The 22,366-nt window shown below is 70.4% G+C and carries 22 protein-coding genes and 1 pseudogene; 17 read left to right on the top strand and 6 right to left on the bottom strand.

Annotated elements, in window-relative coordinates:
• Positions 1 to 50 precede the first annotated feature (50 nt).
• Complete coding sequence (locus ACQBAT_RS10210; protein WP_420746525.1) at positions 51 to 1,424, top strand: MFS transporter; 1,374 nt, start codon at positions 51 to 53, stop codon at positions 1,422 to 1,424.
• 39 nt (positions 1,425 to 1,463) lie between these two features.
• Entirely contained in the window at positions 1,464 to 2,573 is a 1,110-nt protein-coding gene (locus ACQBAT_RS10205) for an amidohydrolase family protein (RefSeq protein ID WP_420746524.1), read from the top strand.
• A gap of 119 nt (positions 2,574 to 2,692) precedes the next feature.
• Here the strand turns inward: ACQBAT_RS10205 and ACQBAT_RS10200 are convergent, their stop codons facing one another.
• Positions 2,693 to 4,291: a hypothetical protein gene (locus tag ACQBAT_RS10200; RefSeq protein WP_420746523.1), complete on the bottom strand. Its 1,599-nt coding sequence runs from the start codon at positions 4,289 to 4,291 to the stop codon at positions 2,693 to 2,695.
• Positions 4,292 to 4,309: 18 nt separating this feature from the next.
• The gene (gene aceA, locus ACQBAT_RS10195; RefSeq protein WP_420746522.1) at positions 4,310 to 5,611 is read right to left on the bottom strand and encodes an isocitrate lyase; all 1,302 of its coding nucleotides are present in this window, start codon (positions 5,609 to 5,611) and stop codon (positions 4,310 to 4,312) included.
• A 110-nt stretch (positions 5,612 to 5,721) separates the two neighbouring features.
• Between aceA and ACQBAT_RS10190 the strand changes: the two genes are divergently transcribed.
• The 5 genes and pseudogenes from ACQBAT_RS10190 to trmD form a co-directional block, all read left to right on the top strand.
• A complete protein-coding gene (locus tag ACQBAT_RS10190; protein WP_420746521.1) occupies positions 5,722 to 7,275 on the top strand; it encodes a helix-turn-helix domain-containing protein in 1,554 nt (517 codons plus the stop codon).
• 163 nt (positions 7,276 to 7,438) lie between these two features.
• Positions 7,439 to 7,996, top strand: a complete 558-nt coding sequence (gene rpsP, locus ACQBAT_RS10185; protein WP_420746520.1) for a 30S ribosomal protein S16 — start codon at positions 7,439 to 7,441, stop codon at positions 7,994 to 7,996.
• Positions 7,997 to 7,998: 2 nt separating this feature from the next.
• A complete protein-coding gene (locus tag ACQBAT_RS10180; protein ID WP_420746519.1) occupies positions 7,999 to 8,241 on the top strand; it encodes an RNA-binding protein in 243 nt (80 codons plus the stop codon).
• 80 nt (positions 8,242 to 8,321) lie between these two features.
• Entirely contained in the window at positions 8,322 to 8,867 is a 546-nt protein-coding gene (rimM, locus tag ACQBAT_RS10175) for a ribosome maturation factor RimM (protein ID WP_420746518.1), read from the top strand.
• Positions 8,864 to 9,556: pseudogene (gene trmD / locus ACQBAT_RS10170) on the top strand (tRNA (guanosine(37)-N1)-methyltransferase TrmD); the annotation flags it as partial. The gene rimM and the pseudogene trmD, both read left to right, overlap by 4 nt.
• A 54-nt stretch (positions 9,557 to 9,610) precedes the next feature.
• On the opposite strand, the gene serB reads toward trmD, so the two are convergent.
• The gene (gene serB / locus ACQBAT_RS10165) at positions 9,611 to 10,492 is read right to left on the bottom strand and encodes a phosphoserine phosphatase SerB (protein ID WP_420746517.1); all 882 of its coding nucleotides are present in this window, start codon (positions 10,490 to 10,492) and stop codon (positions 9,611 to 9,613) included.
• Between the two features lie 245 nt (positions 10,493 to 10,737).
• Between serB and rplS the strand changes: the two genes are divergently transcribed.
• The 4 genes from rplS (at position 10,738) to ACQBAT_RS10145 (ending at position 13,174) form a co-directional block, all read left to right on the top strand.
• Complete coding sequence (rplS, locus tag ACQBAT_RS10160; protein ID WP_420746516.1) at positions 10,738 to 11,124, top strand: 50S ribosomal protein L19; 387 nt, start codon at positions 10,738 to 10,740, stop codon at positions 11,122 to 11,124.
• Between the two features lie 206 nt (positions 11,125 to 11,330).
• Positions 11,331 to 12,086, top strand: a complete 756-nt coding sequence (gene lepB / locus ACQBAT_RS10155; RefSeq protein ID WP_420746515.1) for a signal peptidase I — start codon at positions 11,331 to 11,333, stop codon at positions 12,084 to 12,086.
• Positions 12,083 to 12,850, top strand: a complete 768-nt coding sequence (locus tag ACQBAT_RS10150; RefSeq protein ID WP_427197678.1) for a ribonuclease HII — start codon at positions 12,083 to 12,085, stop codon at positions 12,848 to 12,850. The genes lepB and ACQBAT_RS10150 overlap by 4 nt, the downstream gene beginning before the upstream one ends.
• The gene (locus ACQBAT_RS10145) at positions 12,851 to 13,174 is read left to right on the top strand and encodes a DUF2469 domain-containing protein (protein ID WP_420746513.1); all 324 of its coding nucleotides are present in this window, start codon (positions 12,851 to 12,853) and stop codon (positions 13,172 to 13,174) included.
• 195 nt (positions 13,175 to 13,369) lie between these two features.
• Here ACQBAT_RS10145 and ACQBAT_RS10140 read toward each other — a convergent pair whose 3' ends face one another.
• Positions 13,370 to 13,945, bottom strand: coding sequence for a hypothetical protein (locus tag ACQBAT_RS10140; protein ID WP_420746512.1), 576 nt, complete (start codon positions 13,943 to 13,945; stop codon positions 13,370 to 13,372).
• 250 nt (positions 13,946 to 14,195) lie between these two features.
• Here ACQBAT_RS10140 and ACQBAT_RS10135 point away from each other — a divergent pair, with 250 nt between their 5' ends.
• The 4 genes from ACQBAT_RS10135 to ACQBAT_RS10120 are packed head-to-tail and all read left to right on the top strand — an operon-like array spanning position 14,196 to position 17,933.
• A complete protein-coding gene (locus ACQBAT_RS10135; RefSeq protein ID WP_420746511.1) occupies positions 14,196 to 14,576 on the top strand; it encodes a YraN family protein in 381 nt (126 codons plus the stop codon).
• Entirely contained in the window at positions 14,576 to 16,108 is a 1,533-nt protein-coding gene (locus ACQBAT_RS10130; protein ID WP_420746510.1) for a YifB family Mg chelatase-like AAA ATPase, read from the top strand. The genes ACQBAT_RS10135 and ACQBAT_RS10130 overlap by 1 nt, the downstream gene beginning before the upstream one ends.
• On the top strand, positions 16,105 to 17,247 hold the full coding sequence (dprA, locus tag ACQBAT_RS10125; RefSeq protein ID WP_420746509.1) for a DNA-processing protein DprA: 1,143 nt from the start codon (positions 16,105 to 16,107) through the stop codon (positions 17,245 to 17,247). Before ACQBAT_RS10130 ends, dprA begins: the two co-directional genes overlap by 4 nt.
• Complete coding sequence (locus ACQBAT_RS10120; protein ID WP_420746508.1) at positions 17,244 to 17,933, top strand: M23 family metallopeptidase; 690 nt, start codon at positions 17,244 to 17,246, stop codon at positions 17,931 to 17,933. The genes dprA and ACQBAT_RS10120 overlap by 4 nt, the downstream gene beginning before the upstream one ends.
• A 25-nt stretch (positions 17,934 to 17,958) precedes the next feature.
• Here the strand turns inward: ACQBAT_RS10120 and ACQBAT_RS10115 are convergent, their stop codons facing one another.
• Both ACQBAT_RS10115 and ACQBAT_RS10110 read right to left on the bottom strand, forming a co-directional pair.
• A complete protein-coding gene (locus ACQBAT_RS10115) occupies positions 17,959 to 18,894 on the bottom strand; it encodes a tyrosine recombinase XerC (RefSeq protein WP_420746507.1) in 936 nt (311 codons plus the stop codon).
• Positions 18,895 to 18,906: 12 nt separating this feature from the next.
• Positions 18,907 to 20,073 (bottom strand): pyridoxal phosphate-dependent aminotransferase, encoded by a 1,167-nt coding sequence (locus ACQBAT_RS10110; RefSeq protein WP_420746506.1) that lies wholly within the window; start codon positions 20,071 to 20,073, stop codon positions 18,907 to 18,909.
• Between the two features lie 262 nt (positions 20,074 to 20,335).
• On the opposite strand from ACQBAT_RS10110, the gene rpsB reads away from it, so the two are divergent.
• Both rpsB and tsf read left to right on the top strand, forming a co-directional pair.
• Positions 20,336 to 21,298, top strand: a complete 963-nt coding sequence (gene rpsB, locus ACQBAT_RS10105; RefSeq protein WP_420746505.1) for a 30S ribosomal protein S2 — start codon at positions 20,336 to 20,338, stop codon at positions 21,296 to 21,298.
• Positions 21,299 to 21,340: 42 nt separating this feature from the next.
• A complete protein-coding gene (gene tsf, locus ACQBAT_RS10100; RefSeq protein WP_420746504.1) occupies positions 21,341 to 22,168 on the top strand; it encodes a translation elongation factor Ts in 828 nt (275 codons plus the stop codon).
• Positions 22,169 to 22,366 lie beyond the last annotated feature (198 nt).

Here is a 22,366-nt window from a genome sequence, read left to right as displayed (position 1 = left end):
GACGTCCTCGGGGTCGGCGACCTAGGGAACTAGAATGCTAGCATCAGCCCATGATGTCGCCACGAGCACTGGGGCGCGGTGTGAAGGCAACCCGTCAACCCGCCTTCGTCCTGGCGGCGGCGCTGCTTCTCGTCGAGCTGGTCGCGGCCATGCAGGTCTACCTCTCCTCCACGATCACTCCCTTGCTCGCGGCCGAGCTGGACGGTCAGCGGCTCTACGGAGTGGCTGCCGCGGCCGCCCTCGTGGCCTCCTTCGTGACCATGCCGCTGGGAGGTGTGCTGCTGGCGCGCTTCCGGGCCTCGCGGTTGATCACCTGGCTCACGATGGGCTCGGTCCTGGCTGCCGTGGTCAGCGCCACAGCCCCGTCGATGGAGGTCTTCATCCTCGGCCGGGCGCTGGCCGGGCTGGCCTCCGGCGCCATCGCCACCGTCGGCCTGGGGGTCATCGTCTCCAGCCTTCCGCCGTCCTGGCGACGGCTGGTGCTGGCCTTCTACAACGTGGTGTGGCTGCTCGCCTCCCTCGTGGGGCCCGCGTATGCCGCGTGGCTCAGCCACTGGTTGGACTGGCGGTGGGCGTTGGTCGCCTACCTGCCCGCCCTCATCCTGGCGAGGCTGCTGATCGCCCGGCAGCTGGAGCGGGTCCCACCCCCGGCGGGCAAGGAGGGGCGACTTCCGCTGCGCCAGGGTCTGCTGCTGGCCACCGGCGTGGCACTCATCTCGGCGCTCACTCTCTCGGCGGTCTGGGGCTGGCTCGCGGTGATCGCCGGGCTGATCGTCATCGCCGTCGTCGCTCGGGACCTGGTCCCGACGAGCGTGCTGCGAGCCGCACCTGTCCAGCCGGCGGCCGTCGCAGGCCTGGGGCTGCTCGCCGTCGTCTACTTCGGAGCCAATGCCGTGGCGGCGATCGCCGCGCACGACCTCCTTGGTTTCGACGAGCTCGGTCTTGGGCTGCTGCTGACCGCTGGCGGAGTGGCCTGGTCGCTGACCGGGCTGTGGTGCGGTGCCCGCCCGCTGGCCGATGTCGCGCGACGCGCGCACCTCGGCGTCGGACTCCTGGCGGTCGGGCTGAGCGCCATGGCGGTGGCGGTGCACACCGGCGCCGCCGGTCAGCATGCCCACCTTGCCTACATCGGTGGCTGGGCCGCGGTCGGTCTGGGGATGGGGCTGGTCTATCTGGATCTGCTCAACCGCGGGGTGCAGGGCGACCATCCCGACCTGCCGCCGGGGGAGGCGCCGACGGTCGTGGTGCTCGCGGAGGCGATCCCGACCGCGGTCGCGATGACTCTGTGCGCCGGTCTGGTGGGGCTCGACCCGGCCACGGCCCCCTGGGTCTTCGCCGGCCTGGCCGTCCTCAGCCTCACTCTCCCGTGGTTCATCCTGCGCAGCACCCGCTCTGCCCGCGCCCCGGGTGAGGAGCCCCGCTAGCCTGGCCACACGTCATACGGGCAAGGGAAGCGAGTCGAGATGAGCGCACCGGCGCTGCACATCCGTGGCCAGGTCCTGGTCGGCCCCGAGGAGGTGCTGGAGGAGGTCTGGGTGGTCGACGGCGTGGTCAGCCTGAGCCCGCCCACCGGTGCCGGGCTCGACCTGGAGACGATCGAGGGGTATGCCGTCCCCGGGCTCGTCGACGCACACTGCCACGTGGGACTGGAGGCGCACGGCGCGGTCGATGAGGAGCGGGCCGAGCAGCACGCGCTCGCCGACCGGGACGCCGGGGGGCTGCTGCTGCGCGACGCAGGCAGCCCCGCCGACACCCGCTGGGTGCAGGAGCGGGAGGACCTGCCGCGGCTGATCCGTGCCGGCCGCCACATCGCGCGGACCAAGCGCTACATCCGCAACTTCGCCTGGGAGGTCGAGCCGGAGGACCTCGTCGAGTACGTCCGGCAGGAAGCGCGCAATGGTGACGGCTGGGTCAAGCTGGTGGGGGACTGGATCGACCGGGAGACCGGTGACCTGGGGATCTGCTGGCCGGTCGACGTGCTCACCGAGGCCATCGCCGCCGCCCACGAGGAGGGGGCGCGGGTGACGGCGCACTGCTTCGGCGAGCAGTCGCTGGTCGACTTCGCCGCGGCCGGGACCGACTGCATCGAGCACGCGACCGGGCTGACCGATGAGACCATCGACATCTTCGCTCGACAGCAGATCGCGATCGTGCCCACCTTGATCAACATCGCCAACTTCCCGGGATTCGCAGACGCCGGGCGGGCCAAGTTTCCCACCTATGCCGACCACATGATGGACCTCTACGAGCGCCGGTTCGAGACCGTCGCCAAGGCTCGCGAGGCCGGGGTGCCGGTGTATGTCGGGACTGATGCGGGGGGCCAGTTGCCGCACGGCCTGGTCGCTCGCGAGGTCGAGGCCCTCACCAGGACCGGTATGTCGAATCTCGAGGCCATCGGCGCCGCCACCTGGGCGGCGCGCGAGTGGCTGGGGCGCCCTGGCATCGCCGAGGGGGAGTCCGCGGACATCGTGGTCTACCGCAACGACCCGCGCGAGGATGTCCGGGAGATGGCCGATCCCTACAAGGTCATCCTGCGCGGGCACGCGCACGCGCACTCCGGCGCGCGCGGCTGAGGGGAGCGGCGCGCGTTCGGTGGGGTGAATTCGCGACCTGGCGCGCGTTCGGTGGGGTGGATTCGCGACCTGGCGCGCGTTCGGTGGGGTGAATTGGCGACCTGGCGCGCGTCCGGTGGTTAGGAGGCGGGGTGGTCGGTCGTCTTCGGGTCCTGGGTCTTCTTCGTCTCGAGCGTGAGGAGGACGTCGTAGGCGCGCAGGGATAGAAAGGCGGGGGGTTCCTCGGAGACGACGGCCTCGCGCAGCAGGGTGATGGCGTGCTCGAGGAGGTCCTCGCGGGCGCCACGGCGACGCAGGAGCGCGACCTCGTCCTCCATCACCCGGTCCAGCAGCAGCGGTGACATCGTCGGGCCCTCGGCGAAGCGCTCGCCGTGGATCATCCACTGCCACAACTGCATCCGGGACAGCTCGACGGTGCCGAAGTCCTCGATGTGCCCGGCCATCGTCAGCGTTCCCTCGCCCGCGAGCCACCCGGTCAGATAGGTCAGCGAGGAGCGCAGGGCGGTGCGCATGCCGGTCAGGGTCGCGGTGCCTGGCAGGGAGCTCACGTCGCGCAGAGCCTCACCGTTCACGCGCACCGGCGGCGCCGCTCCGGTGTGCTCGCGGCGCCGCTCGAGGGCGCGGGAGCCCAGGGCGTCGTCCCGCCCCTGGAAGGGCAGCCGCACGATCGGCACCAGGGCTGGGTGCAGCGCCCACGCGCCGTCGAAGCCCTGCTTGGCCTCGCGCGCCTTGTCCCGGTGGATGCGGGCGTGGGTCATCGCCACCGACTCATCGAACGGTCCGCTCGGGGCGAGGGCGATCGGTCCGCCGACGGCCTGCACGCCGCGCCGCTGGCAGGTGCGCAGGATCACGTCGGTATAGGTCCGCAGGAAGCGGGTGTTCATGGTGAACGACTCGGTGTCGGGCAGGATGTGGTCGCTGCGCTGCCCGTAGGTCCGCAGGTAGGAGAAGACGTAGTCCCATCGGCCGGCGGTGAGCCCGGTGAGCCGCTCCTTGAGCGCGTGCACGATCTCCTCGAGCTGGTATGCCGCGTGCACGGTTTCCACGAGCACGCTCACCCGGGTGCAGCCCGAGGGCAGGCCGAGGGCCTCCTCGGCGCGGCCGATCAGGTCGTCCCACCACTGCGCCTCCTGCCAGGTCTCGACCTTGGGCAGGTAGAGGTAGGGGCCGGTGCCGTTGTCGACGAGGCGTTGTCCGCTCAGCGCGAGGAAGGGGACGACGTCGGCGACGGGGGCGCTGACCGGCTCGCCGTCGACCAGATGGTGGGACTCGTGCAGGTGTAGACCGCGCGGGCGGACCATCAGGGTGGGCACTCCCGGCTCGGCGTCCCCGGTGCGGGTGCACGCCACCTCGTGGATCACCCGGTGCGCGCCCAGCAGCCGCGCCTGCGTGGGCACGAGCATGTCCTCCAGGTCGGCGACCCAGACGTCGGTGCCTGAACTCATCGCGCTCTTGGCCGACTCGGCGGTGGCGGGGGTGGCCAGCTCGACGAGTCGGTAGGTCAGGTCGGCGGGCGGCGGAGCGACCCGCCAACTCTCGTCCTCACGGATCCTGCGGGTCTCCTCCGGCAGGGCCAGCTCCTCACCCGCCTGGACCGCGCGCGAGCGCTCCTTGCGGGCGGTCAGCAGGTCGGCCCGCGACGGACGGGTGGCCCGTTCCACCTCCTCGAGCACCGCGAGCTGGTCGGCGTCGAGGAGGTGGTTCAGATAACTGTCCATCGCGGGCCTTCCGGGGTCCTAGTGGTGGAACTGCTCGGTCTCGGTGGAACCGCTCAACGCCGTGGTGGAGGAGTCGGGGTTGACCGCCGTGCTCACGGCATCAAAGTACCCGGTGCCCACCTCGGCCTGGTGCCGCACCGCGGTGTAGCCGCGCTGGGCGTCGGCGAACTCGGCCTCCTGCAACTCGACGTAGGCGCTCATCCCGGTGCGGGCGTAGCCGTGCGCCAGGTGGAACATCCCGTGGTTGAGGGAGTGGAAGCCGGCCAGGGTGATGAACTGGAAGGCATAGCCGAGGTCGCCCAACTCGTCCTGGAAGGAGGCGATCTCGCCGTCCGATAGCGCGGCCCGCCAGTTGAAGGACGGGCTGCAGTTGTAGGCCAGCTTCTGGTCCGGGAAGTCCTTGTGCAGCTCCTGGGCGAACTCGCGAGCCAGGCCCAGGTCGGGGGTGCCGGTCTCCACCCAGATGAGGTCGGCATACGGGGCGTAGGCCTTGGCCCGGGCCAGCACCGGCTCGATGCCGTTGCGGACCCGGAAGAAGCCCTCCGAGGTGCGCTCGCCGGTGGTGAACGGCTGGTCGATCTCGTCGACGTCGCTGGTGAGCAGGTCGGCGGCGAGGGCGTCGGTGCGGGCGATCACGACGGACGGGACGCCGAGGACGTCGGCCGCCAGCCGCGCGGAGTTCAGCGTGCGGACGTGCTGGCCGGTGGGGATGAGCACCTTGCCGCCCAGGTGGCCGCACTTCTTCTCCGAGGCGAGCTGGTCCTCCCAGTGCACGCCGGCGGCGCCCGCCTGGATCATCGACTTCATCAGCTCGAAGACGTTGAGCGGACCGCCGAAGCCAGCCTCGGCGTCGGCGACGATCGGCACGAAGTAGTCGGTGTCCGTCTCGCCGTTCATCCACGCAATCTGGTCGGCGCGCTGCAGGGCGTTGTTGATCCGGCGGACCACGGCCGGGACCGAGTTGGCGGGGTACAGGCTCTGGTCCGGGTACGTCTGACCGGCCAGGTTGGCATCCGCAGCCACCTGCCAGCCGGAGAGGTAGATGGCCTCCAGGCCGCCCTTGACCATCTGCACAGCCTGGTTGCCGGTGAGCGCACCGAGCGCGCGGGTGAAGGGCTTGGTCTCCAAAGCCTCCCAAAGCCGCTCGGCACCTCGACGGGCCAGGGTGTACTCCTCGACGACGGAGCCGCGGAGGCGGACGACGTCCTCGGCGGTGTAGCGCCGCTGGACGCCCCGCCAGCGCGGGTTGGTGCTCCAGTCGTGCTCGATCTCCAGGGCCTGCTGGGCCAGGGGAGTGGTGCGATCGGCCGTGGCGGTCATTCTGATCAGTTCCCTTCGTCGGTGCGGTGACTTCAGGTTCGGCCGTGCGCCCGTCAGGTGGGAGGGGCTCGCTCTGTCAAGAAGCGCGATTCTTTCGCTATCGTGCAGGTATGCCGTCCTCCCACCTGCGCGTGCTGCCGTTCCGTCCCTCGGTCCGCCTGGAGGGCGCCGACGACGGCGCCGCCGGCGGCCACGGTGTGGGTGCGGGGACCGACCCGGTGTCGGTGGGCAGACGGGTGCGGCACCACCGGAGGGTGGCCGACCTCACCTTGGCCGAGCTGGGTGCTCGGGTGGGCCTGTCTGCCTCGGCGCTGTCCCTGCTGGAGAACGGTCGTCGGGAAGCGCGGGTGTCGGTGCTCGGCGACCTCGCCCGCGCCCTCGACCTGGACCTCGGCGAGTTGCTCTCGGGCGGCCCGCCCACAAGACGCTCGGCGCTGGAGGTGCGGTGGGAGCGGGCCCAGCGGTCCGAGGGTTTCCAGACCCTCGGCATACCCCAGGTCCGGGTGGGCGCGGCACTGCCGGATGACGCGCTCGAGGCCCTCGTCGGCCTCTACGAGAGCGTCGTCGGCCTGCAGCAGCAGCGGGCGGCGACCCCGGAGTTCGCGCGGATCGCCAACGCCGAGCTGCGCCGACGGATGCGCGAGGCCGACAACTACTTTCCGGAGATCGAGGGCCGAGCCGCCGAGCTGGTCCGCGCGATCGGGCACGAGGGGGGAGTGGTGAGCAAGGCGGACGTCAACCGGATCGCCGAGCACATCGGCTTCGAGCTGCGGCTGGTGCCGGATGTCCCGGCCTCCACCCGCAGCGTGACCGACCTTGAGCACCACCGGGTCTACCTGCCGGAGCGAGGCAGCCACGACGCCCGAGCCGCAGCGCTGCAGGCTCTGGGACACGTGGTCCTCGAGCACGAGCCGCCGCGGGACTACGCCGAGTTCCTGGCCCAACGCGTGGAGATCAACTACTTCGCGGCCGCGGTGCTGGTGCCGGAGGCCAGCGCTGCGCCCTTCCTGCAGCAGGCCAGGGCCGTCAAGGACATCGCGCTGGAGGACCTGCGGGATGAGTACGCCGTGTCCTACGAGACCGCCGCCCACCGATTCTGCAACCTGGCCACGCGCCATCTGGATCTCCCGGTGCACTTCATGCGGACCAGCGCCGACGGCGTCATCTACAAGGCGTACGAGAACGACGGCGTGCGCTTCCCGATGGATGGCACGGGCGCGATCGAAGGCGCTCGGGTCTGTCGAGCCTGGACCGCCCGGGTGGTCTTCGAACGGCCGAACGGTGAGATCTACGCGCAGTACACCGACACCGGTCGGGGGACGTTCTGGTGCACCGCGGTCGCCGAGCAGACCCCGCAGGGGCGCTTCTCGGTCTCAGTCGGTGTGCCCTTCGACCAGGTGCGGTGGATGCGTGGCCGCGACACCCGTGAGCGGCGGACCTCGCGCTGCCCGGACCCGCGCTGCTGCACCCGGCCTCCCGCGGCACTCGCCCGCGAGTGGGACGGCAAGGTCTGGCCCAGTGCCCGAGCGCACTCCCACCTGCTCGCGGTACTGCCCCCCGGGGTCTTCCCGGGCGTCGACGACACCGAGGTGCTGCGCTTCGTGGCGACGCAGGAGGCGGCGGGAAACGCCATACGGGACGGGGCGGCGCAGCCGCATGCTTGAGCGGTGAGGTTGGGGCACCGTCGGCGGTCTGGCACAATAGATCGCTGTACCCGTCCGGCCCTGGTGGTTCGGACCGGACGCCTACACACCGGGCCACGACTCCCCGCACCGATCCGCGTGCGGTCTCGCCGTGCCCACAACACAGAACAAGGAGACACCCCTCGTGGCTGTCAAGATTCGTCTCAAGCGCATGGGCAAGATCCGTGCACCGTACTACCGCGTCGTCATCATGGACTCGCGCGCCAAGCGCGACGGCCGGGCGATCGAGGAGATCGGCAAGTACCACCCCACCGAGGAGCCCTCGCTCATCGACATCGACTCCGAGCGCGTGCAGTACTGGCTCGGCGTCGGCGCCCAGCCCACCGAGCAGGTCGCGGCGCTGCTGAAGATCACCGGTGACTGGCAGAAGTTCAAGGGCGAGCCGGGTGCCGAGGGCACCCTGAAGGTCAAGGAGCCCAAGCCGGACAAGAAGTCCCTCTACGAGGCTGCGCTGGCCAAGGCCGACAAGGGTGAGGACGGCTCCGCCGCCCCCGAGACCCGGACCAAGAAGTCCCCGAAGAAGGCCGAGAAGGCTGCCGAGGAGACTGAGGCTCCCGCCGAGGAGGCCCCCGCGGAGGAGCCCGCCGAGGCTCCCGCCGCCGAGGAGGCCACCGAGGCGCCTGCCGAGAACACCGAGGCGACCGAGGCCGTTGAGGGCGACGCCGACAAGGCCGAGGCCTGATCGTGCTCGAGGAGGCCCTGGAACACCTGGTCAAGGGCATCGTCGACCACGACGGTGACGTCGTGGTGCGCACCAAGAACGCCCGTCACGGCGACATCCTCGAGGTCCGGGTCCACCCCGACGACCTCGGTCGGGTGATCGGCCGCCGCGGCCGCACCGCCAGCGCCCTGCGCACGGTGGTCAGCGCCCTGGCTGGTGGCGGCAAGGTCCGCGTCGACATCGTCGACACCGACCGGCTGCGCTGACCCACGCACCACCCACGCACACGATCGGCCCGCCCGGAGCATCTCGCACCGGGCGGGCCGTCGCTTTCCTGGAGGAATCGATGAGCAACCCCCAGTCCCCGAACACGAACACGGGCGCGAGCTATGTTGCCGCCCGGATCGGCAAGCCGCACGGCCTGCGCGGCGAGGTGACCGTCCAGGTCCACACCGATGACCCCGAGGGTCGGTTCGTCACCGGCGCCAGCTTCGCGACCGAGCCCGCCGGGCGCGGCCCGCTCACGCTGCGCGGGGTCCGGATCCACCAGGGCATCTACCTGCTCGCCTTCGAGGGGCACACCGATCGCAACGCGGCCGAGGCGCTGCGCGGCACGCGCCTGCTCGTGGCCGAGGCGGAGGAGCCGGATGACGACGAGGGCTGGCGCGAGGAGGACCTGCTGGGCTTTGCCGTCGTGCTGCCCGACGGGTCAGCGGTCGGCACGATCGCCGCGCTGCACCTGCGGGATGTTCAGGACCTGCTTGAGGTGCAGACCCCCGGGGGGCCCGTGCTCGTGCCCTTCGTCGATGACCTCGTCCCGGAGATCGACGAGGACGCCCGCCGGATCGTCATCGACCCGCCGCCGGGTCTGCTTGAGCTGGGCCGCTCATGACGCTGCGGATCGATGTCATCACGATCTTCCCGGACTATCTCGCGCCGCTGGACCTGTCGCTGATCGGCAAGGCCCGGCGTGAGGGTCTGCTGGACGTGCACGTCCACGACCTGCGGGACTGGACCACCGACCGCCACCGCACCGTGGATGACACGCCCTACGGGGGCGGGGCCGGGATGGTCATGCGTCCCGAGCCCTGGGGCGAGGCCCTGGATGAGGTATGTCGTGTCCTCCCCGGGCGCGACCCGCACCTGATCGTGCCGGGGCCGGGCGGGCAGCCGTTCAGCCAGCAGATCGCCCAGGAGCTGGCGAGCCAGGAGGAATGGCTGGTCTTCTGCTGCGGTCGCTACGAGGGGATCGACGAGCGGGTCTACGAGGAGTTCGGTGCGCGCCACCGGCTCTCGGTGCTGTCCCTGGGTGACTACGTGCTCAACGGGGGCGAGGTTGCGGTGCTCGCGATGGCCGAGGCGATCGCCCGGCTGGTGCCCGGCGTGATCGGCAACGAGGCGAGCCTGGACGAGGAGTCGCACACCGGGGGGCTGCTGGAGTACCCCGTCTACACCAAGCCTGCCCAGTGGCGGGGGCACGAGGTGCCCTCGGTGCTGCTCTCCGGGCATCACGGGCAGATCGCGGCCTGGCGCCAGCAGCAGCGGCTGGGCCGCACGGCTGCCCGTCGGCCCGACCTGATGCAGGCCTATCTCAAGGACACCGCCGAGGGGCACTGACTCGTCACGGCGGGCGCGTCAGGGGCGGACGAAGTCGTCCTGGTGGTAGCCCTGCAGGTAGAGCACGCCGGTCAGGTCGGCGTGGTTGAGGCGCACGTCGCAGCGCTCCTGGACCGCTGGCTTGGCGTGCAGGGCGACGCCGATCCCGGCCCGCCCCAGCATCCCGAGATCGTTGGCGCCGTCACCAACGGCGATGGCGTCCTGCGGCGTCAGGCCGAGACGGTGGGTGATCTGCTCGAGCGCCTCCACCTTGGCCTGCGCGCCCACGACCGGCTCCTGGACCTTCCCGGTGAAGCGCTCGCCATCGTCGAAGAGGAGATTGGCCCGGTGCTCGTGGAAGCCCAGCTGATCGGTGATCGCGGCCGTGAAAGGGGTGAAGCCGCCGGACACCAGCGCCGTGTAGGCACCCTTGGCTCGCATCGTGCCGACGAGCTCGGCACCACCAGGCATCAGCGTGATCCGCTCGGCCAGCACGGTATCCACGACCGACACCGGCAGGCCCTCCAGCAGCGCGACCCTGGCCAGCGTGGCTTCGGTGAGGTCGAGCTCACCGTTCATCGCGCGGGCGGTGATGGCGGAGACCCGCTCCCCGAAGCCAGCCACGTCGGCGAGCTCATCGATGCACTCCTGCTGGATCATGGTCGAATCCATGTCGGAGAGCAGCACCTGCTTGCGCCGTCCCTCCGCCGGCTGCACGACCAGGTCCATCCCACGCTCCTGCCACGTCGGCCAGATATCCCAGAGGTCGGGGATCTCGCCCGCCGCGATCGTGGTCTCCACGGCCACGCCGTCGGCGAGCCAGCGTGGCTCGCCGACGCCCCAGTGGGCGGGCAGGTCCGCGAGAGCGGCGGGGGAGAGGTCGGGTCGGTCGGGCGCGGTCAGCAACGTGAGCACCAGCACGGGTTCAAGCGTAGTGGCGCCCCGGTGGCTCTCACGAAGGCCCGTGCGGGTTTGGTCGAGCCCCGTGCCCTCTGGCAGACTTGATCCTCGCGTCCCGTCCCGCACCACCCGTGCTCGGACCCCTGCCACAGGGGGAGTGTCCCGAGCGGCGCGGAGGCGAGCGACGACATGCCGACACCACGTGCCGATCCCCGGCACCAGAGCGTCGTGGGTGACCTGTGGCACCGGCGACAGGAGAGACGAACATGCACAAGCTCGACTTCGTCGACGCGGCCAGCCTCCGCGACGACATCCCGGAGTTCCGCGCCGGCGACACCGTCAACGTCCACGTCAAGGTCATCGAGGGCAACCGCTCCCGTGTCCAGGTCTTCAAGGGCGTCGTGATCCGTCGCCACGGCGGCGGCATCGGCGAGACCTACACCGTCCGCAAGGTCTCCTTCGGCGTCGGCGTCGAGCGCACCTTCCCGGTGCACTCCCCGAACGTGGAGAAGGTCGAGGTCGTCACCCGCGGTGATGTCCGTCGTGCCAAGCTCTACTACCTGCGCGACTTGCGCGGCAAGGCTGCCAAGATCCGCGAGCGTCGCGACAGCGTGCCGACCAAGGCCGCCAAGGCGAACGCCGAGCAGGCCTGAGCCCGCGCGCCCCACGCTTGACGCAGCAGCACCTGCACCACGATCCCCCGTCCGGCCCCACAGGGCCCGGCGGGGGATCGTCGTTCTGTCGGCCCCGCGGGTTAGGGTCATGAGAGAGCGCGTCGCGGTGTGCTGGGCGCCCGGGCAGGTGCGGCAGACGACGATCGACAGCTCGTGAGTGACGAATGACAGAACGGCAGGCAACGGTGAGCGAACCGGGCAGGGACGGCGTGCGCGAGGGCGACGGCACGCGGACCAGCGACGCGCAGGACGACGAGCGCAAGGGCGGCTTCTGGCACGGCGTGCGCGAGGTCTTCTTCATCGCGGTGACCGCCCTGGTGATCTCGTTCATCATCAAGACCTTCATCGCCCAGGCCTTCTGGATCCCCTCCGGCAGCATGGAGGACACCCTCGTCTACGGCGACCGCGTGATGGTCAGCAAGATCCAGGCCGGCCCGATGGCGGTCGAACGCGGCGACATCGTGGTCTTCGAGGACCCGGGCGGCTGGTTGCCGCCGCACGTGCCCAAGGATCGCGGCCCGGTGCTCAACGCCGTCTTCTCCGGGCTGCAGTTCGTCGGGGTGGCCCCGGTCGCCGAGGGCAACCACCTGATCAAGCGGGTGATCGGCGAGGGCGGTGACCATGTGGTCTGCTGCGATGACGATGGCCGGATCACGGTCAACGGCCACCCGCTGGATGAGACCTACCTCTATCCCGGCGACGAGCCGAGCACGATGCCCTTCGACATCACGGTCCCCGAGGACCACATCTGGGTGCTGGGGGATCACCGGTCCAACTCCCGCGACTCCCGGGCGCATGACGACGGCACCGGCGCGACCGGTTCGATCCCTCGGGACAATGTCGTCGGGCAGGCCTTCGTGCTCCTCTTCCCGCTGAACCACGCGACCTGGTTCCAGACGCCGGACACCTACGAGGCCATCCCCGAGCCCGCAGCACCATGACCGCACGCAGCGCCACCACCACCGTCTCCGTGACCCGGACAACCGCGGCCGGGCGATCCGTCCGCGTGACGAGGCGCGGCCCGGCTCGACCGAGCCTGCGGGTGGAACGCACCCTCCAGCGTGAGGGATATGGCGTGCTCGTCGGCATGGACGAGGTCGGCCGGGGCGCGCTCGCCGGTCCGGTCAGCGTCGGGGTGGTGGCGATCGACGAGACCTGCCGCAGCGCACCCACCGGAGTGCGCGACTCCAAGCTCCTGGCACCCGCCGCCCGCGAGCGCCTCGTTCCCCGCATCCAGCGATGGTGTCTGGGGTATGGCGTGGGTCATGCCGGTCCGGATGAGATCGATGAGATCGGGATCATGGCTGCGCTGCGGCTGGCGGGTCAGCGAGCGCTGGCGCAGCTGTCCGCGACGCCCGACCTGGTGCTGCTGGACGGCAATCACGACTGGTTGACCGACCCCGCGCGGGAAGGTCTGCTGGGTCTGCTCGAGGACGACGATGCTCCACCCTCCCCGCCCGTGCGCACCATGATCAAGGCCGACATGAGGTGTTCCTCGGTCGCCGCGGCCTCCGTTCTGGCCAAGGTGAGCAGGGACGCCCTGATGCTGGAGCTCGCCCCCGAGCACACGGCATACGGTTGGGACCACAACAAGGGCTATGCCGCCCCCGACCACCTGGAGGCCCTGCGGCAGCTGGGGCCCACCGAGCACCACCGCCGCAGCTGGCGGATCACCGGCACCTACGAGGACGAAGGGAGCGCCTGAGTGAGCGCCGAGGACCTGGAGAAGTACGAGACCGACATGGAGCTCGCGCTCTACCGCGAGTACCGCGACGTCGTCGGGCTCTTCTCGCACGTCGTCGAGACCGAGCGCAGGTTCTACCTGGCCAATGAGGTCGACCTGCAGGTGCGCACGGGCGACGGCGAGACCTGGTTCGAGGTGACGATGACCGACGCCTGGGTCTGGGACGTCTACCGGCCGGCGCGCTTTGTCAAGAAGGCGCGGGTCATCACCTTCAAGGACGTCAACGTCGAGGAGCTCGCGCAGAGTGAGCTCGAGGTGCCCAAGGAGCCACCCTTCGGGCGCTGAGCGCGCCGGATGGGGCAGCGTGCGCAGGTCGTCCCGCGACACGCGCGGGGACGACCGGCTCAGTCGCGCCCGGGCACGAATGAGCCGGTGCCGGACGGCGTGGCGGCGGGATGAGTTGCCGGGAGCGCGACGCAGCCCCGGTCCGATGACCGGGGCTGCGCCGTGGGGAGCGAGCGGAGTGTCAGGCGCGGGCGCTCAGAGGTTGCGGCACTGGCCTTCCTTGTTGCCGTCCACCTTGTTGCCCTTGCCGATCGGGGCCGGGGTGTTGCTCTTGCACTGCAGGTTCCCGTCGACCGTGTTGTAGCTGATGGTCTTGGTGCCGGCCGGGTTGCTGAAGAACTGGATGTCGCCGTCGACCGTGTTGTAGGTCACCGTCTGGGTGCCGCGGTTGTTCTTGGACTGGATGTTGCCGTCGATGGTGCTGCGCGTCACCACGGCGAACCGGCCCTTCGAGAGCTGCACATCACCGTCGATCACCGACCGGTTGCGGATGTCAACACGGTTGTGGGAGACGGCCTGGACGTTGCCGTCGATGCGGGCCTTGTCGAGGTAGACGTTGGCGTTGGAGCGCACGAGGACGTTGCCCTTGACCTTCGTGCCGGTCAGCTTGCAGGTGGCGCCGGCGGGGACGATCACGTTGCCATCGATGGTGCGGGCACCGATCGAGGTGCGGCAGGTGAGGTCACCGGCCTGGGCGGGGGCGGCGGTGGCCAGCAGGCCGGCGCCGACGAGAGCAGCGGTCGCCACGGAGGCGAGGAACGAGCGAGACATGGCGTGTCCTTTCCCCTTGGGACGAGGCGGGCCGCCTCGTGCTGTTTCCGAACTCTGACGGGCTGCTGTGAGACGTCCCTGAGATCTCGGTGAAGTTCTCTCATCCGGCTCCGCTGAGCAGGGTCGTCCACATGGTCGGGGTGGCCAGGGGTGCCTTCCACAGGTGCGCTGGCGGGGCTGGTCAACGCGGCCGGGCCAGGTTTGGCTGGGGCTGCAGGCGGAGGACGTAGGACGACACGCAGGAGGGGACATGACGGGCACGGGTATGCCGTGGCGCGAGGCACGTGGGGTCGGTGACCGGGGAGAGGACCGGGCGTGCGATCACCTCGTGAAGCTCGGCTGGGAGGTGCTGGAGCGCAACTGGCGCTGCCCCGAGGGCGAGTTGGACGTCGTGGCTCGGGACCCGCGAGGTGGGTTGGTCTTCTGCGAGGTCAAGACCCGACGCTCGACGCGGTTCGGGTTCCCGGTCGAGGCCGTCGGGGTGGACAAGGCACGGCGATTGCGACGCCTCGCGTGGGCGTGGCTGGAGGCCCACGGGCAACGTGGTGCCAGCTTCCGCATCGACCTGATCGGGGTCCTGCTGCCCAGGGACCGCGAAGCTGAGCTGGAGCACCTCGAGGCGGTGGCCTGATGGGATTCGCGCGAACGGCAGCCCTGACCCTGTCGGGGGTGGAGGGCAATGTGGTGACGGTCGAGGCTCAGGTGAGCGATGGCATACCGGCGATGATCGTCAGCGGGGTCGCGGATGCGGCCTGTCGCAAGGCCCCCGACCGCGTCCGACCCGCCATCGTCAACCTCAACCTGGACATGCGGCCCCGGCGGTGGACGCTCAACCTCTCGCCCGCCGCCCTGCCCAAGACCGGCGGGGGTCTGGACCTTGGGGTCGCGGTCGCGATGATGGCAGCGGCAGGGCACCTGCAGCCGCACGTGATTGAGGATGTCGCCCACGTGGGGGAGATGGGCCTGGACGGGACGATCCGGTCCGTCAACGGGGTGCTGCCGATGGTCGTGGCGGCGGCCGAAGCGGGCATCACGGAGGTGATGGTCCCGCTCGAGAGCGCCACCGAGGCCGCGCTCGTCCGAGGCGTGCGGGTGCGGGCCGTGCGCACCCTGGCGGAGGTGCTGGCCTTCTATACAGCGAGGGCGGAGGGCGTGAGCTTCGAGCTGCCCAGGCCGCTGACCCGGCTGCGGCCAGTGCCCGAGGTCAAGGACCTGCGTGATGTGGTCGGGCAGGCGGCGGCTCGGGGTGCCCTCGAGGTGGCCGCGGCGGGCGGTCACCACCTGCTGCTCGTCGGTCCGCCCGGCGCCGGCAAGACCATGCTGGCCGAGCGGCTGCCGGGGATCCTGCCGGAGTTGGGCGCCTCGGATTCGCTGACCGTGACGGCGATCCACTCGGTCCTCGGTGCGCTGGATGGCGCAGATGCCTTGGTGCGACGCTCGCCCTTCGTTGCTCCCCACCACAGCGCATCGATGGCTTCGGTGATCGGGGGCGGATCCGGGGCGGTGCGGCCGGGCGCGGTCTCGCGTGCCCACCGCGGGGTGCTCTTCCTGGATGAAGCGCCGGAATTCCGGCGCGACGTCCTGGACGGTCTCCGCCAGCCCCTCGAGTCGGGCGAGGTGGTCATCGCCAGAGCCGATCGACACGTGCGGATGCCGGCGCGTTTTCAACTGGTGCTGGCCGCCAACCCCTGCCCGTGTGGCAGCGGGGGACCCCGGGGGTGCACGTGCCCTCCCGCACGCCGCGCGAGCTACTTCGCGCGGTTGTCCGGACCGCTGCTGGATCGGATGGATCTCAAGGTCGGTGTCAGCGCGGTCGCCCGCTCCGATCTCGCCCTGGGGCCCGGCGAGCCGAGTTCCGTCGTCGCCCAACGGGTGCTTGAGGCCCGGGCCCGCCAGCGTGAGCGATGGCGGGACGAGCCGTGGAGCCTCAATGCCGAGGCCCCCGGGTCGGAGCTGCGCCAGGGGCGGTGGCAGTTGCCGTCCGCTGAGCGGGCTCCGCTCGATCGCGCGCTCGATGAGGGGACGCTCACCCTGCGTGGGCTCGATCGTTGTCTGCGGGTGGCGTGGACCTTGGCCGATCTGTCCGGCCTGGACCGACCCCGCTCGAGCCAGGTGCACCAAGCCATGACGCTACGTCAGATCGCGGGGGTGAACGCCGCATGAGCCCGACCACCTCCGGCCGGAACGCTGGGCTTGCCCGGGAGCTGGATGAGCGCGGAGCGCGGCTCCTGCTCTCCCGCATCGCTGAGCCCTACGACGAGAAGGTTCAAGGTCTGGTCGCTGAGCACGGGATCTTCGACCTGGTCGGCTACGCGGTCAGCGACGGGCGGACCCCGGACGGAGTCCCGCTCACCCGGATGCAGGCACGGCTGGAGTCAAGCCTGCGTCAGGATGACGGCGCCATCGCGCGGACCCTCGGCTGCCGGATCCTGGTGCCTGGGGATGAGGAATGGCCCGACGTGCTGGATGAGCTGGAACAACCGCCCTGGTGCCTCTGGGTCCGCGGCCCGCTGCGCCTGCACCAGGTGGTTGACCGCTCGGTCGCGGTCGTCGGTGCACGGGCCAGCAGCTCCTACGGTGACGAGGCGACGGCGCGGCTGGCCTTCACCCTCGCCGAGAAGGGCTACACCATCATCTCTGGCGCGGCCCTCGGGATCGACGCCGTCGCCCACCGCGCCGCGCTGCATGCCGGTGGGCGCACGGTCGCGGCGCTCGCAGGCGGGGTGGACGTGCCGTATCCACGGGCCAACAGCGACCTGATCGCCAAGATCGCCTCCGACGGAGCCCTAGTCAGCGAGAGCCCACCGGGCGGCGCGCCAGCTCGGATGCGGTTCTTGGCACGAAATAGAGTGATTGCCGCCCTCTCGCTCGGCACCGTCGTGGTCGAGGCCGGGCTGCGCTCGGGGGCCCGGACGACCGTGCGCTACGCCCGGGATCTGGGACGGCACGCGATGGCGGTGCCCGGACCGGTGACCTCAGCGCTCTCCGCCGGCTGCCACGAGGAGATCCGGCACGGGGCCACCCTGGTCACCGACGCCGCCGAGGTGGCCGAGATGATCGGACGGATGGGGGAGGACCTGACCAGCCCGAAGCGAGGAGCCGATCGGGACGGTGATGAGTTGGAGCCGGAGATCCGCAGGGTCTGGCAGTGGCTGCGGCCGCGCACCTCGCTCAGCGTCGATGAGCTGATGGTGCGCTCCGGGCTCGGGCTGGCGGAGGTGCTCTCGGCGCTGGGTGACCTGGAGCAGCGTGGTCTGGCCGAGCAGTTGCTGGACGGTTGGAAGAGGAGGGGCGGAGCATGAGCTCCCTGATGGCCGCGCTGGCCCTGCTCCTCGCCGTCCTGGGTGGTGTCGTGCCGACGGCTGGTCCAGCGGTCACAGCCCCTGCCCCGCACCCGCTCGCGGCTGCCGGCAGTGGCATTCCCGGCAGTGGCATTCCCGGCAGTGGTACGCCCGTGGCGCGGGAGGACCAGGAGACGCCGTTATCGCATGTCCTGGACGTGGCGTGGGGTCTCGGCGCTGTGGGTCTGCAGCGGCCCACAGCCGCTCAGCAGCTGACCATGGACCGCGATCGCACGGCGCTGTGGGCCTGGCCGCTCGAACCTCGACCGGAGATCATCAGGCCCTACGACCCGCCGGCCCAACGCTGGCTGCCTGGGCATCGGGGCGTCGATCTGTCGGCGAGGACCGATCAACCGGTCCTCGCGGTCGAGGCCGGCGTCGTGACCCACAGCGGCGAGATCGCCGGTGTCGGCACGGTCTCGGTCACCCACGCGGACGGGCTTCGCTCCACCTATCAGCCGGTCACGGATCGACCTGAACGCGGGACCAGGGTCGCCCGCGGACAGCAGATCGGTCGTCTCGACATCGGTGGCCACTGTCTGACGCGGCCGTGCCTCCACCTCGGGGCGAAACGGGGGAGCGACTATGTCGACCCGACCCCGCTGCTGCTCGGGGTGACGCTGTCCCTGCTGCCGATGGGCGACTGAGGCCAGCGCACCGGCATCGGATCGCTCAGGCTCGAGGGTGGGCCTGCTGGTAGGCCGCCCGCAGGCGATCCACCGAGACATGGGTGTAGATCTGCGTGGTCGCCAGGCTGGCGTGACCGAGCAGCTCCTGCACGGTCCGCAGATCCGCACCGCCATCAAGCAGATGCGTGGCGGCGCTGTGTCGCAGACCGTGCGGGCCCATGGCCGGCGTGTCCGGCAGGTGTTCCAGCAGCCCCTGCAGGCTGGACCGTACCTGGCGCTGATCCACCCGACGGCCGCGCCGACCGAGGAAGAGCGCCGGCCCCGACTCTGCCGTCACCAGGTGCGGGCGAGCCACCGACAGCCACGCCGTGATCGCTTCGCTGGCAGGGCTGCCGAAGGGCACGATGCGCTCCTTGTTGCCCTTGCCGAGCACCCTGGCGGTCGCCAGCTCGAGATCGACATCGTCGATGTCCAGACCGGTGAGCTCACCAACGCGCATCCCGGAGGCGTAGAGCAGCTCCAGCATCGCGCGGTTGCGCACATGGATCGGGTCGGCGTCGTCGGAGGCCACCGCGGCCAGCTCCATCAGCTCTGCGGCCTGCGGCTGGCGGAGCACACCCGGCAGATGCTTGTCCCGGCCTGGGGCCACCAGTCGCAGGGACGGATCCTGCCCGAGTCGCCCCGTCCGGACTGCCCACCGGAAGAAGGTGCGGACCGCCGCTGCGCGACGCGAGATCGTGGACCGCGCCGCTCCACCGGCACCCTGCGCGCCCAGCCATGAGCGCAGGTCGGCGAGCCGCACGTCCCCCAGGTCGGTGACCCCGTCCGCGGCCAGGTGGTCCAGCAACGCGGAGACATCGCCCAGATAGGCACGCACCGTGTGCTCGGAGCGTCCCTTCTCCACCCGCAGGTGGTGGCCGAACGCGTCCAACCCACCCGCCGGGTCGCGGGGCTGCGGCGAAGGTGGGGTGCGCGGCATACGGGCAGGGTCTCAGCCGGAGGACAGACCCTGGAGCCGACGCGCCGCCTCACGCAGGACCTCTTCCTGCTTGCAGAAAGCGAACCGGACGAGCGAGGCGACCGGCTCGGCGTCGTCGCAGAAGACCGAGACCGGGACCCCGACCACACCGATCTCCTCGGGCAGCCGCCGGCAGAAGTCGACGGCGTCGCTCACGTCATGACCGGCGAAGTCGGCGATCACGAAGTAGGTGCCCTGGCACGGGCTCACCGGGACCCCGACCTCCCCCAGCGCTTCGACCAGCAGGTCCCGCTTGCCCTGCAGCTCGCGGGCGAACCCGGTGAAGAACTCCTCCGGCATCCGCAGCCCGTGCGCCACCGCCGGCTGCACGTGGGTCACCCCGACGAAGGTGAGGAACTGCTTGACCGCGGCGGCCGCGGCGACCAGCTCGGCCGGGCCGGTCAGCCACCCGGTCTTCCACCCGGTCAGGCTGAAGGTCTTGCCCACCGAGGAGATGGTCAGGGTCCGCTCGGCCATCCCGGGCAGGGTGGAGATGGGCAGGTGCTCCAGGCCGTCGAAGACGAGGTGCTCATAGACCTCGTCGGAGATGACCAGCAGATCGTGCTCGCGGGCGATCTCGGCCAGCGCGCTCAACTCCTCCCGCGTGAACACCTTGCCCGTCGGGTTGTGCGGGGTGTTGAGGAGGAGCACCTTGGTGCGCTCGTTCACCGCCGATCGCACGGCATCCAGATCCAGGGTCAGGTCGGGGAAGAGCAGCGGCACGGTGCGGCGCACGCCCCCGGCGAGCGCGATGCAGGCGGCGTAGGAGTCGTAGTACGGCTCGACCATGACCACCTCGTCGCCGGGCTCGACCACCGCCAGCAGGCTGGCGGCGATCGCCTCGGTGGCTCCGACGGTCACCAGCACCTCCCGGTCCGGGTCCACCTGTATGCCGTAGAACCGGTCCTGGTGCTCAGCGACAGCTTCGCGGAGCACCGGGAGGCCACGGGCGGGTGCGTACTGGTTGTAGCCCTCGTGCAGCGACCGGGCCGCGAGGTTGAGCATCTCCTGGGGGCCATCGGTGTCCGGGAAGCCCTGCCCGAGGTTGACCGCGTCGAACTGCAGCGCACGTTGGGTCATCTCTGCGAAGACCGTGGTGCCGAAGGGTCGGAGACGCTGGACGAGCGGGTCGGTGGCCATGGCTCCCACCGTAACGACAGGGGGAGCGGTCCGGACCATCTGCACTGGTCCGGTACGATGGAGGAACGTGCGGTGTGTCCCATGCCGCACGAATTCGCGCCCGGGCGCGGTCGACACACCTCCTGAGCAGGTCTCAGGGTCGGTCACTGACGACGGCGCACCTCGCGGTCCCGACGGCACACCCTGGTGGTGGTCCCGAGGGTGGGGAGCGTCCCCGGGCCAGGACAACAACTGCACCTGCAACAGAAAGCGAGACCACGGCATGGCCGTCGTCACCATGCGCCAGCTCCTGGAGAGCGGCGTCCACTTCGGGCACCAGACCCGTCGTTGGAACCCCAAGATGAAGCGCTTCATCATGACCGAGCGCAATGGCATCTACATCATCGACCTGCAGCAGTCGCTGACCTACCTGAACGAGGCCTACGACTTCGTCAAGCAGACGGTCGCCCACGGTGGGTCGATCCTGTTCGTCGGCACCAAGAAGCAGGCCCAGGAGTCCATCGCCGAGCAGGCGACCCGGGTCGGGATGCCCTACGTGAACCACCGCTGGCTCGGTGGCATGCTCACCAACTTCCAGACCGTCTCCAAGCGCCTGGCGCGCATGAAGGAGCTCGAGGAGATCGACTTCGACGACGTGGCCGGCAGCGGCCGCACGAAGAAGGAGCTCCTGATGATGCGTCGCGAGTACGACAAGCTGAGCAAGGCGCTCGGCGGTATCCGTGACATGCAGAAGGTGCCCTCGGCCGTGTGGGTCGTCGACACCAAGAAGGAGCACCTGGCGGTCACCGAGGCGCGCAAGCTCGGTCTGCCGGTCATCGCGATCCTCGACACCAACTGCGACCCCGACGAGGTCGACTACAAGATCCCCGGCAACGACGACGCCATCCGTTCGGTCACCCTGCTGACCCGAGTCGTGGCTGACGCTGTCGCCGACGGTCTGATGTCCCGCTCCGGCGGTGGCTCCGGTGAGGGCGTCGACGCCGAGGCCGAGCCGATGGCCGAGTGGGAGCGCGAGCTCCTGGCTGGTGCCGAGGCCGAGCAGAAGGGCGCCGCCGAGGCCGCTGCCGCGACCACCGAGGCCGAGCAGGTCGAGGGCGCCGAGGTCGAGGCCGCCGGTGCCACCGAGCAGGCCGAGGCCCAGGTCGAGGGTGTCGAAGAGGCTCAGGTCGAGGAGGCCGCCCAGGCCACCGAGGCGCTCGAGTCCGCGTCGACCACCGAGTCCTGATCACCCACCTTCCGCACGCAACCAAGGAGCGACACAGCACTTATGGCGAACTACACCGCCGCTGACATCAAGTCCCTGCGCGAGTCCACCGGCGCCGGCATGATGGACGTCAAGAAGGCCCTGGACGAGGCCGAGGGCGACCTGGGCAAGGCCACCGAGATCCTGCGCGTCAAGGGTCTGAAGGGCGTCACCAAGCGCGAGGGCCGGTCGGCCTCCAACGGCCTGGTCCGGGCGCACGTCGACGGTGGCGTCGGCACCCTGGTCGAGGTCAACTGCGAGACCGACTTCGTGGCCAAGAACCCGAAGTTCGGTGAGCTGGCCGACCAGTTGCTGGACCAGGCAGTGGCCGTCGAGGCGCAGGACGCCGAGGCGCTGCTGGCCTCCGAGCTGGACGGCAAGTCCGTCAAGGACGTCATCGACGAGGCCAACGCCTCGCTGGGCGAGAAGATCGAGGTCCGTCGGGTGGCGCGTGTCACCGGGGACCAGGTGGTCTCCTACCTGCACAAGACCAACCCCGACCTGCCCGCGCAGATCGGTGTCCTGGTGGCCACCTCCGGTGGCGACCAGCAGGTCGCCCGCGACATCGCGATGCACGTCGCGGCCTTCTCCCCCTCGGTCCTGACCCGCGAGGAGATCGACGCCGAGACCGTCGAGAACGAGCGTCGTATCGCCGAGGAGACCGCTCGCGAGGAGGGCAAGCCCGAGCAGGCGCTGCCCAAGATCGTCGAGGGTCGCGTCAACGGCTTCTTCAAGGAGAACGTCCTGCTCGACCAGGCGTTCGCCAAGGACAACAAGAAGACTGTGGCGCAGGTCGCCAAGGAGGCTGGCGCCGACGTCACCGGGTTCGCCCGGTTCAAGGTCGGCGTCTGAGCACAGGCTGACTCAGCCGTCATGACGTGGGGCCGGTTCCGACTCGGAGCCGGCCCCACGGCATACCCCCAGCCCGTTACCCCAGTCCGTCCGTCTCTCACGCCACAGGTGTGGCAGGATCGAGCGACTGCGCGGTCTCGCCGCCCGCCCGCACCCCACGAGAAGGAGCTTGTCTTGAGCACCTCCGCCACGCTATCC

This window comes from Ornithinimicrobium pulveris (genome assembly GCF_050261105.1).
Classification (GTDB): domain Bacteria; phylum Actinomycetota; class Actinomycetes; order Actinomycetales; family Dermatophilaceae; genus Ornithinicoccus.
This window is presented reverse-complemented; position numbering and strand designations above follow the sequence as displayed.

What these genes read in the sequence shown, in the direction of transcription:
- ACQBAT_RS10210 (WP_420746525.1), top strand. Translation starts at nt 51, where the DNA reads ATGATGTCGCCACGAGCACTGGGGCGCGGTGTGAAGGCAACCCGTCAA.
- ACQBAT_RS10205 (WP_420746524.1), top strand. Translation starts at nt 1,464, where the DNA reads ATGAGCGCACCGGCGCTGCACATCCGTGGCCAGGTCCTGGTCGGCCCC.
- ACQBAT_RS10200 (WP_420746523.1), bottom strand. Translation starts at nt 4,291, where the DNA reads ATGGACAGTTATCTGAACCACCTCCTCGACGCCGACCAGCTCGCGGTG.
- aceA (WP_420746522.1), bottom strand. Translation starts at nt 5,611, where the DNA reads ATGACCGCCACGGCCGATCGCACCACTCCCCTGGCCCAGCAGGCCCTG.
- ACQBAT_RS10190 (WP_420746521.1), top strand. Translation starts at nt 5,722, where the DNA reads ATGCCGTCCTCCCACCTGCGCGTGCTGCCGTTCCGTCCCTCGGTCCGC.
- rimM (WP_420746518.1), top strand. Translation starts at nt 8,322, where the DNA reads ATGAGCAACCCCCAGTCCCCGAACACGAACACGGGCGCGAGCTATGTT.
- rplS (WP_420746516.1), top strand. Translation starts at nt 10,738, where the DNA reads ATGCACAAGCTCGACTTCGTCGACGCGGCCAGCCTCCGCGACGACATC.
- ACQBAT_RS10150 (WP_427197678.1), top strand. Translation starts at nt 12,083, where the DNA reads ATGACCGCACGCAGCGCCACCACCACCGTCTCCGTGACCCGGACAACC.
- ACQBAT_RS10140 (WP_420746512.1), bottom strand. Translation starts at nt 13,945, where the DNA reads ATGTCTCGCTCGTTCCTCGCCTCCGTGGCGACCGCTGCTCTCGTCGGC.
- ACQBAT_RS10135 (WP_420746511.1), top strand. Translation starts at nt 14,196, where the DNA reads ATGACGGGCACGGGTATGCCGTGGCGCGAGGCACGTGGGGTCGGTGAC.
- ACQBAT_RS10130 (WP_420746510.1), top strand. Translation starts at nt 14,576, where the DNA reads ATGGGATTCGCGCGAACGGCAGCCCTGACCCTGTCGGGGGTGGAGGGC.
- dprA (WP_420746509.1), top strand. Translation starts at nt 16,105, where the DNA reads ATGAGCCCGACCACCTCCGGCCGGAACGCTGGGCTTGCCCGGGAGCTG.
- ACQBAT_RS10120 (WP_420746508.1), top strand. Translation starts at nt 17,244, where the DNA reads ATGAGCTCCCTGATGGCCGCGCTGGCCCTGCTCCTCGCCGTCCTGGGT.
- ACQBAT_RS10115 (WP_420746507.1), bottom strand. Translation starts at nt 18,894, where the DNA reads ATGCCGCGCACCCCACCTTCGCCGCAGCCCCGCGACCCGGCGGGTGGG.
- ACQBAT_RS10110 (WP_420746506.1), bottom strand. Translation starts at nt 20,073, where the DNA reads ATGGCCACCGACCCGCTCGTCCAGCGTCTCCGACCCTTCGGCACCACG.
- rpsB (WP_420746505.1), top strand. Translation starts at nt 20,336, where the DNA reads ATGGCCGTCGTCACCATGCGCCAGCTCCTGGAGAGCGGCGTCCACTTC.
- tsf (WP_420746504.1), top strand. Translation starts at nt 21,341, where the DNA reads ATGGCGAACTACACCGCCGCTGACATCAAGTCCCTGCGCGAGTCCACC.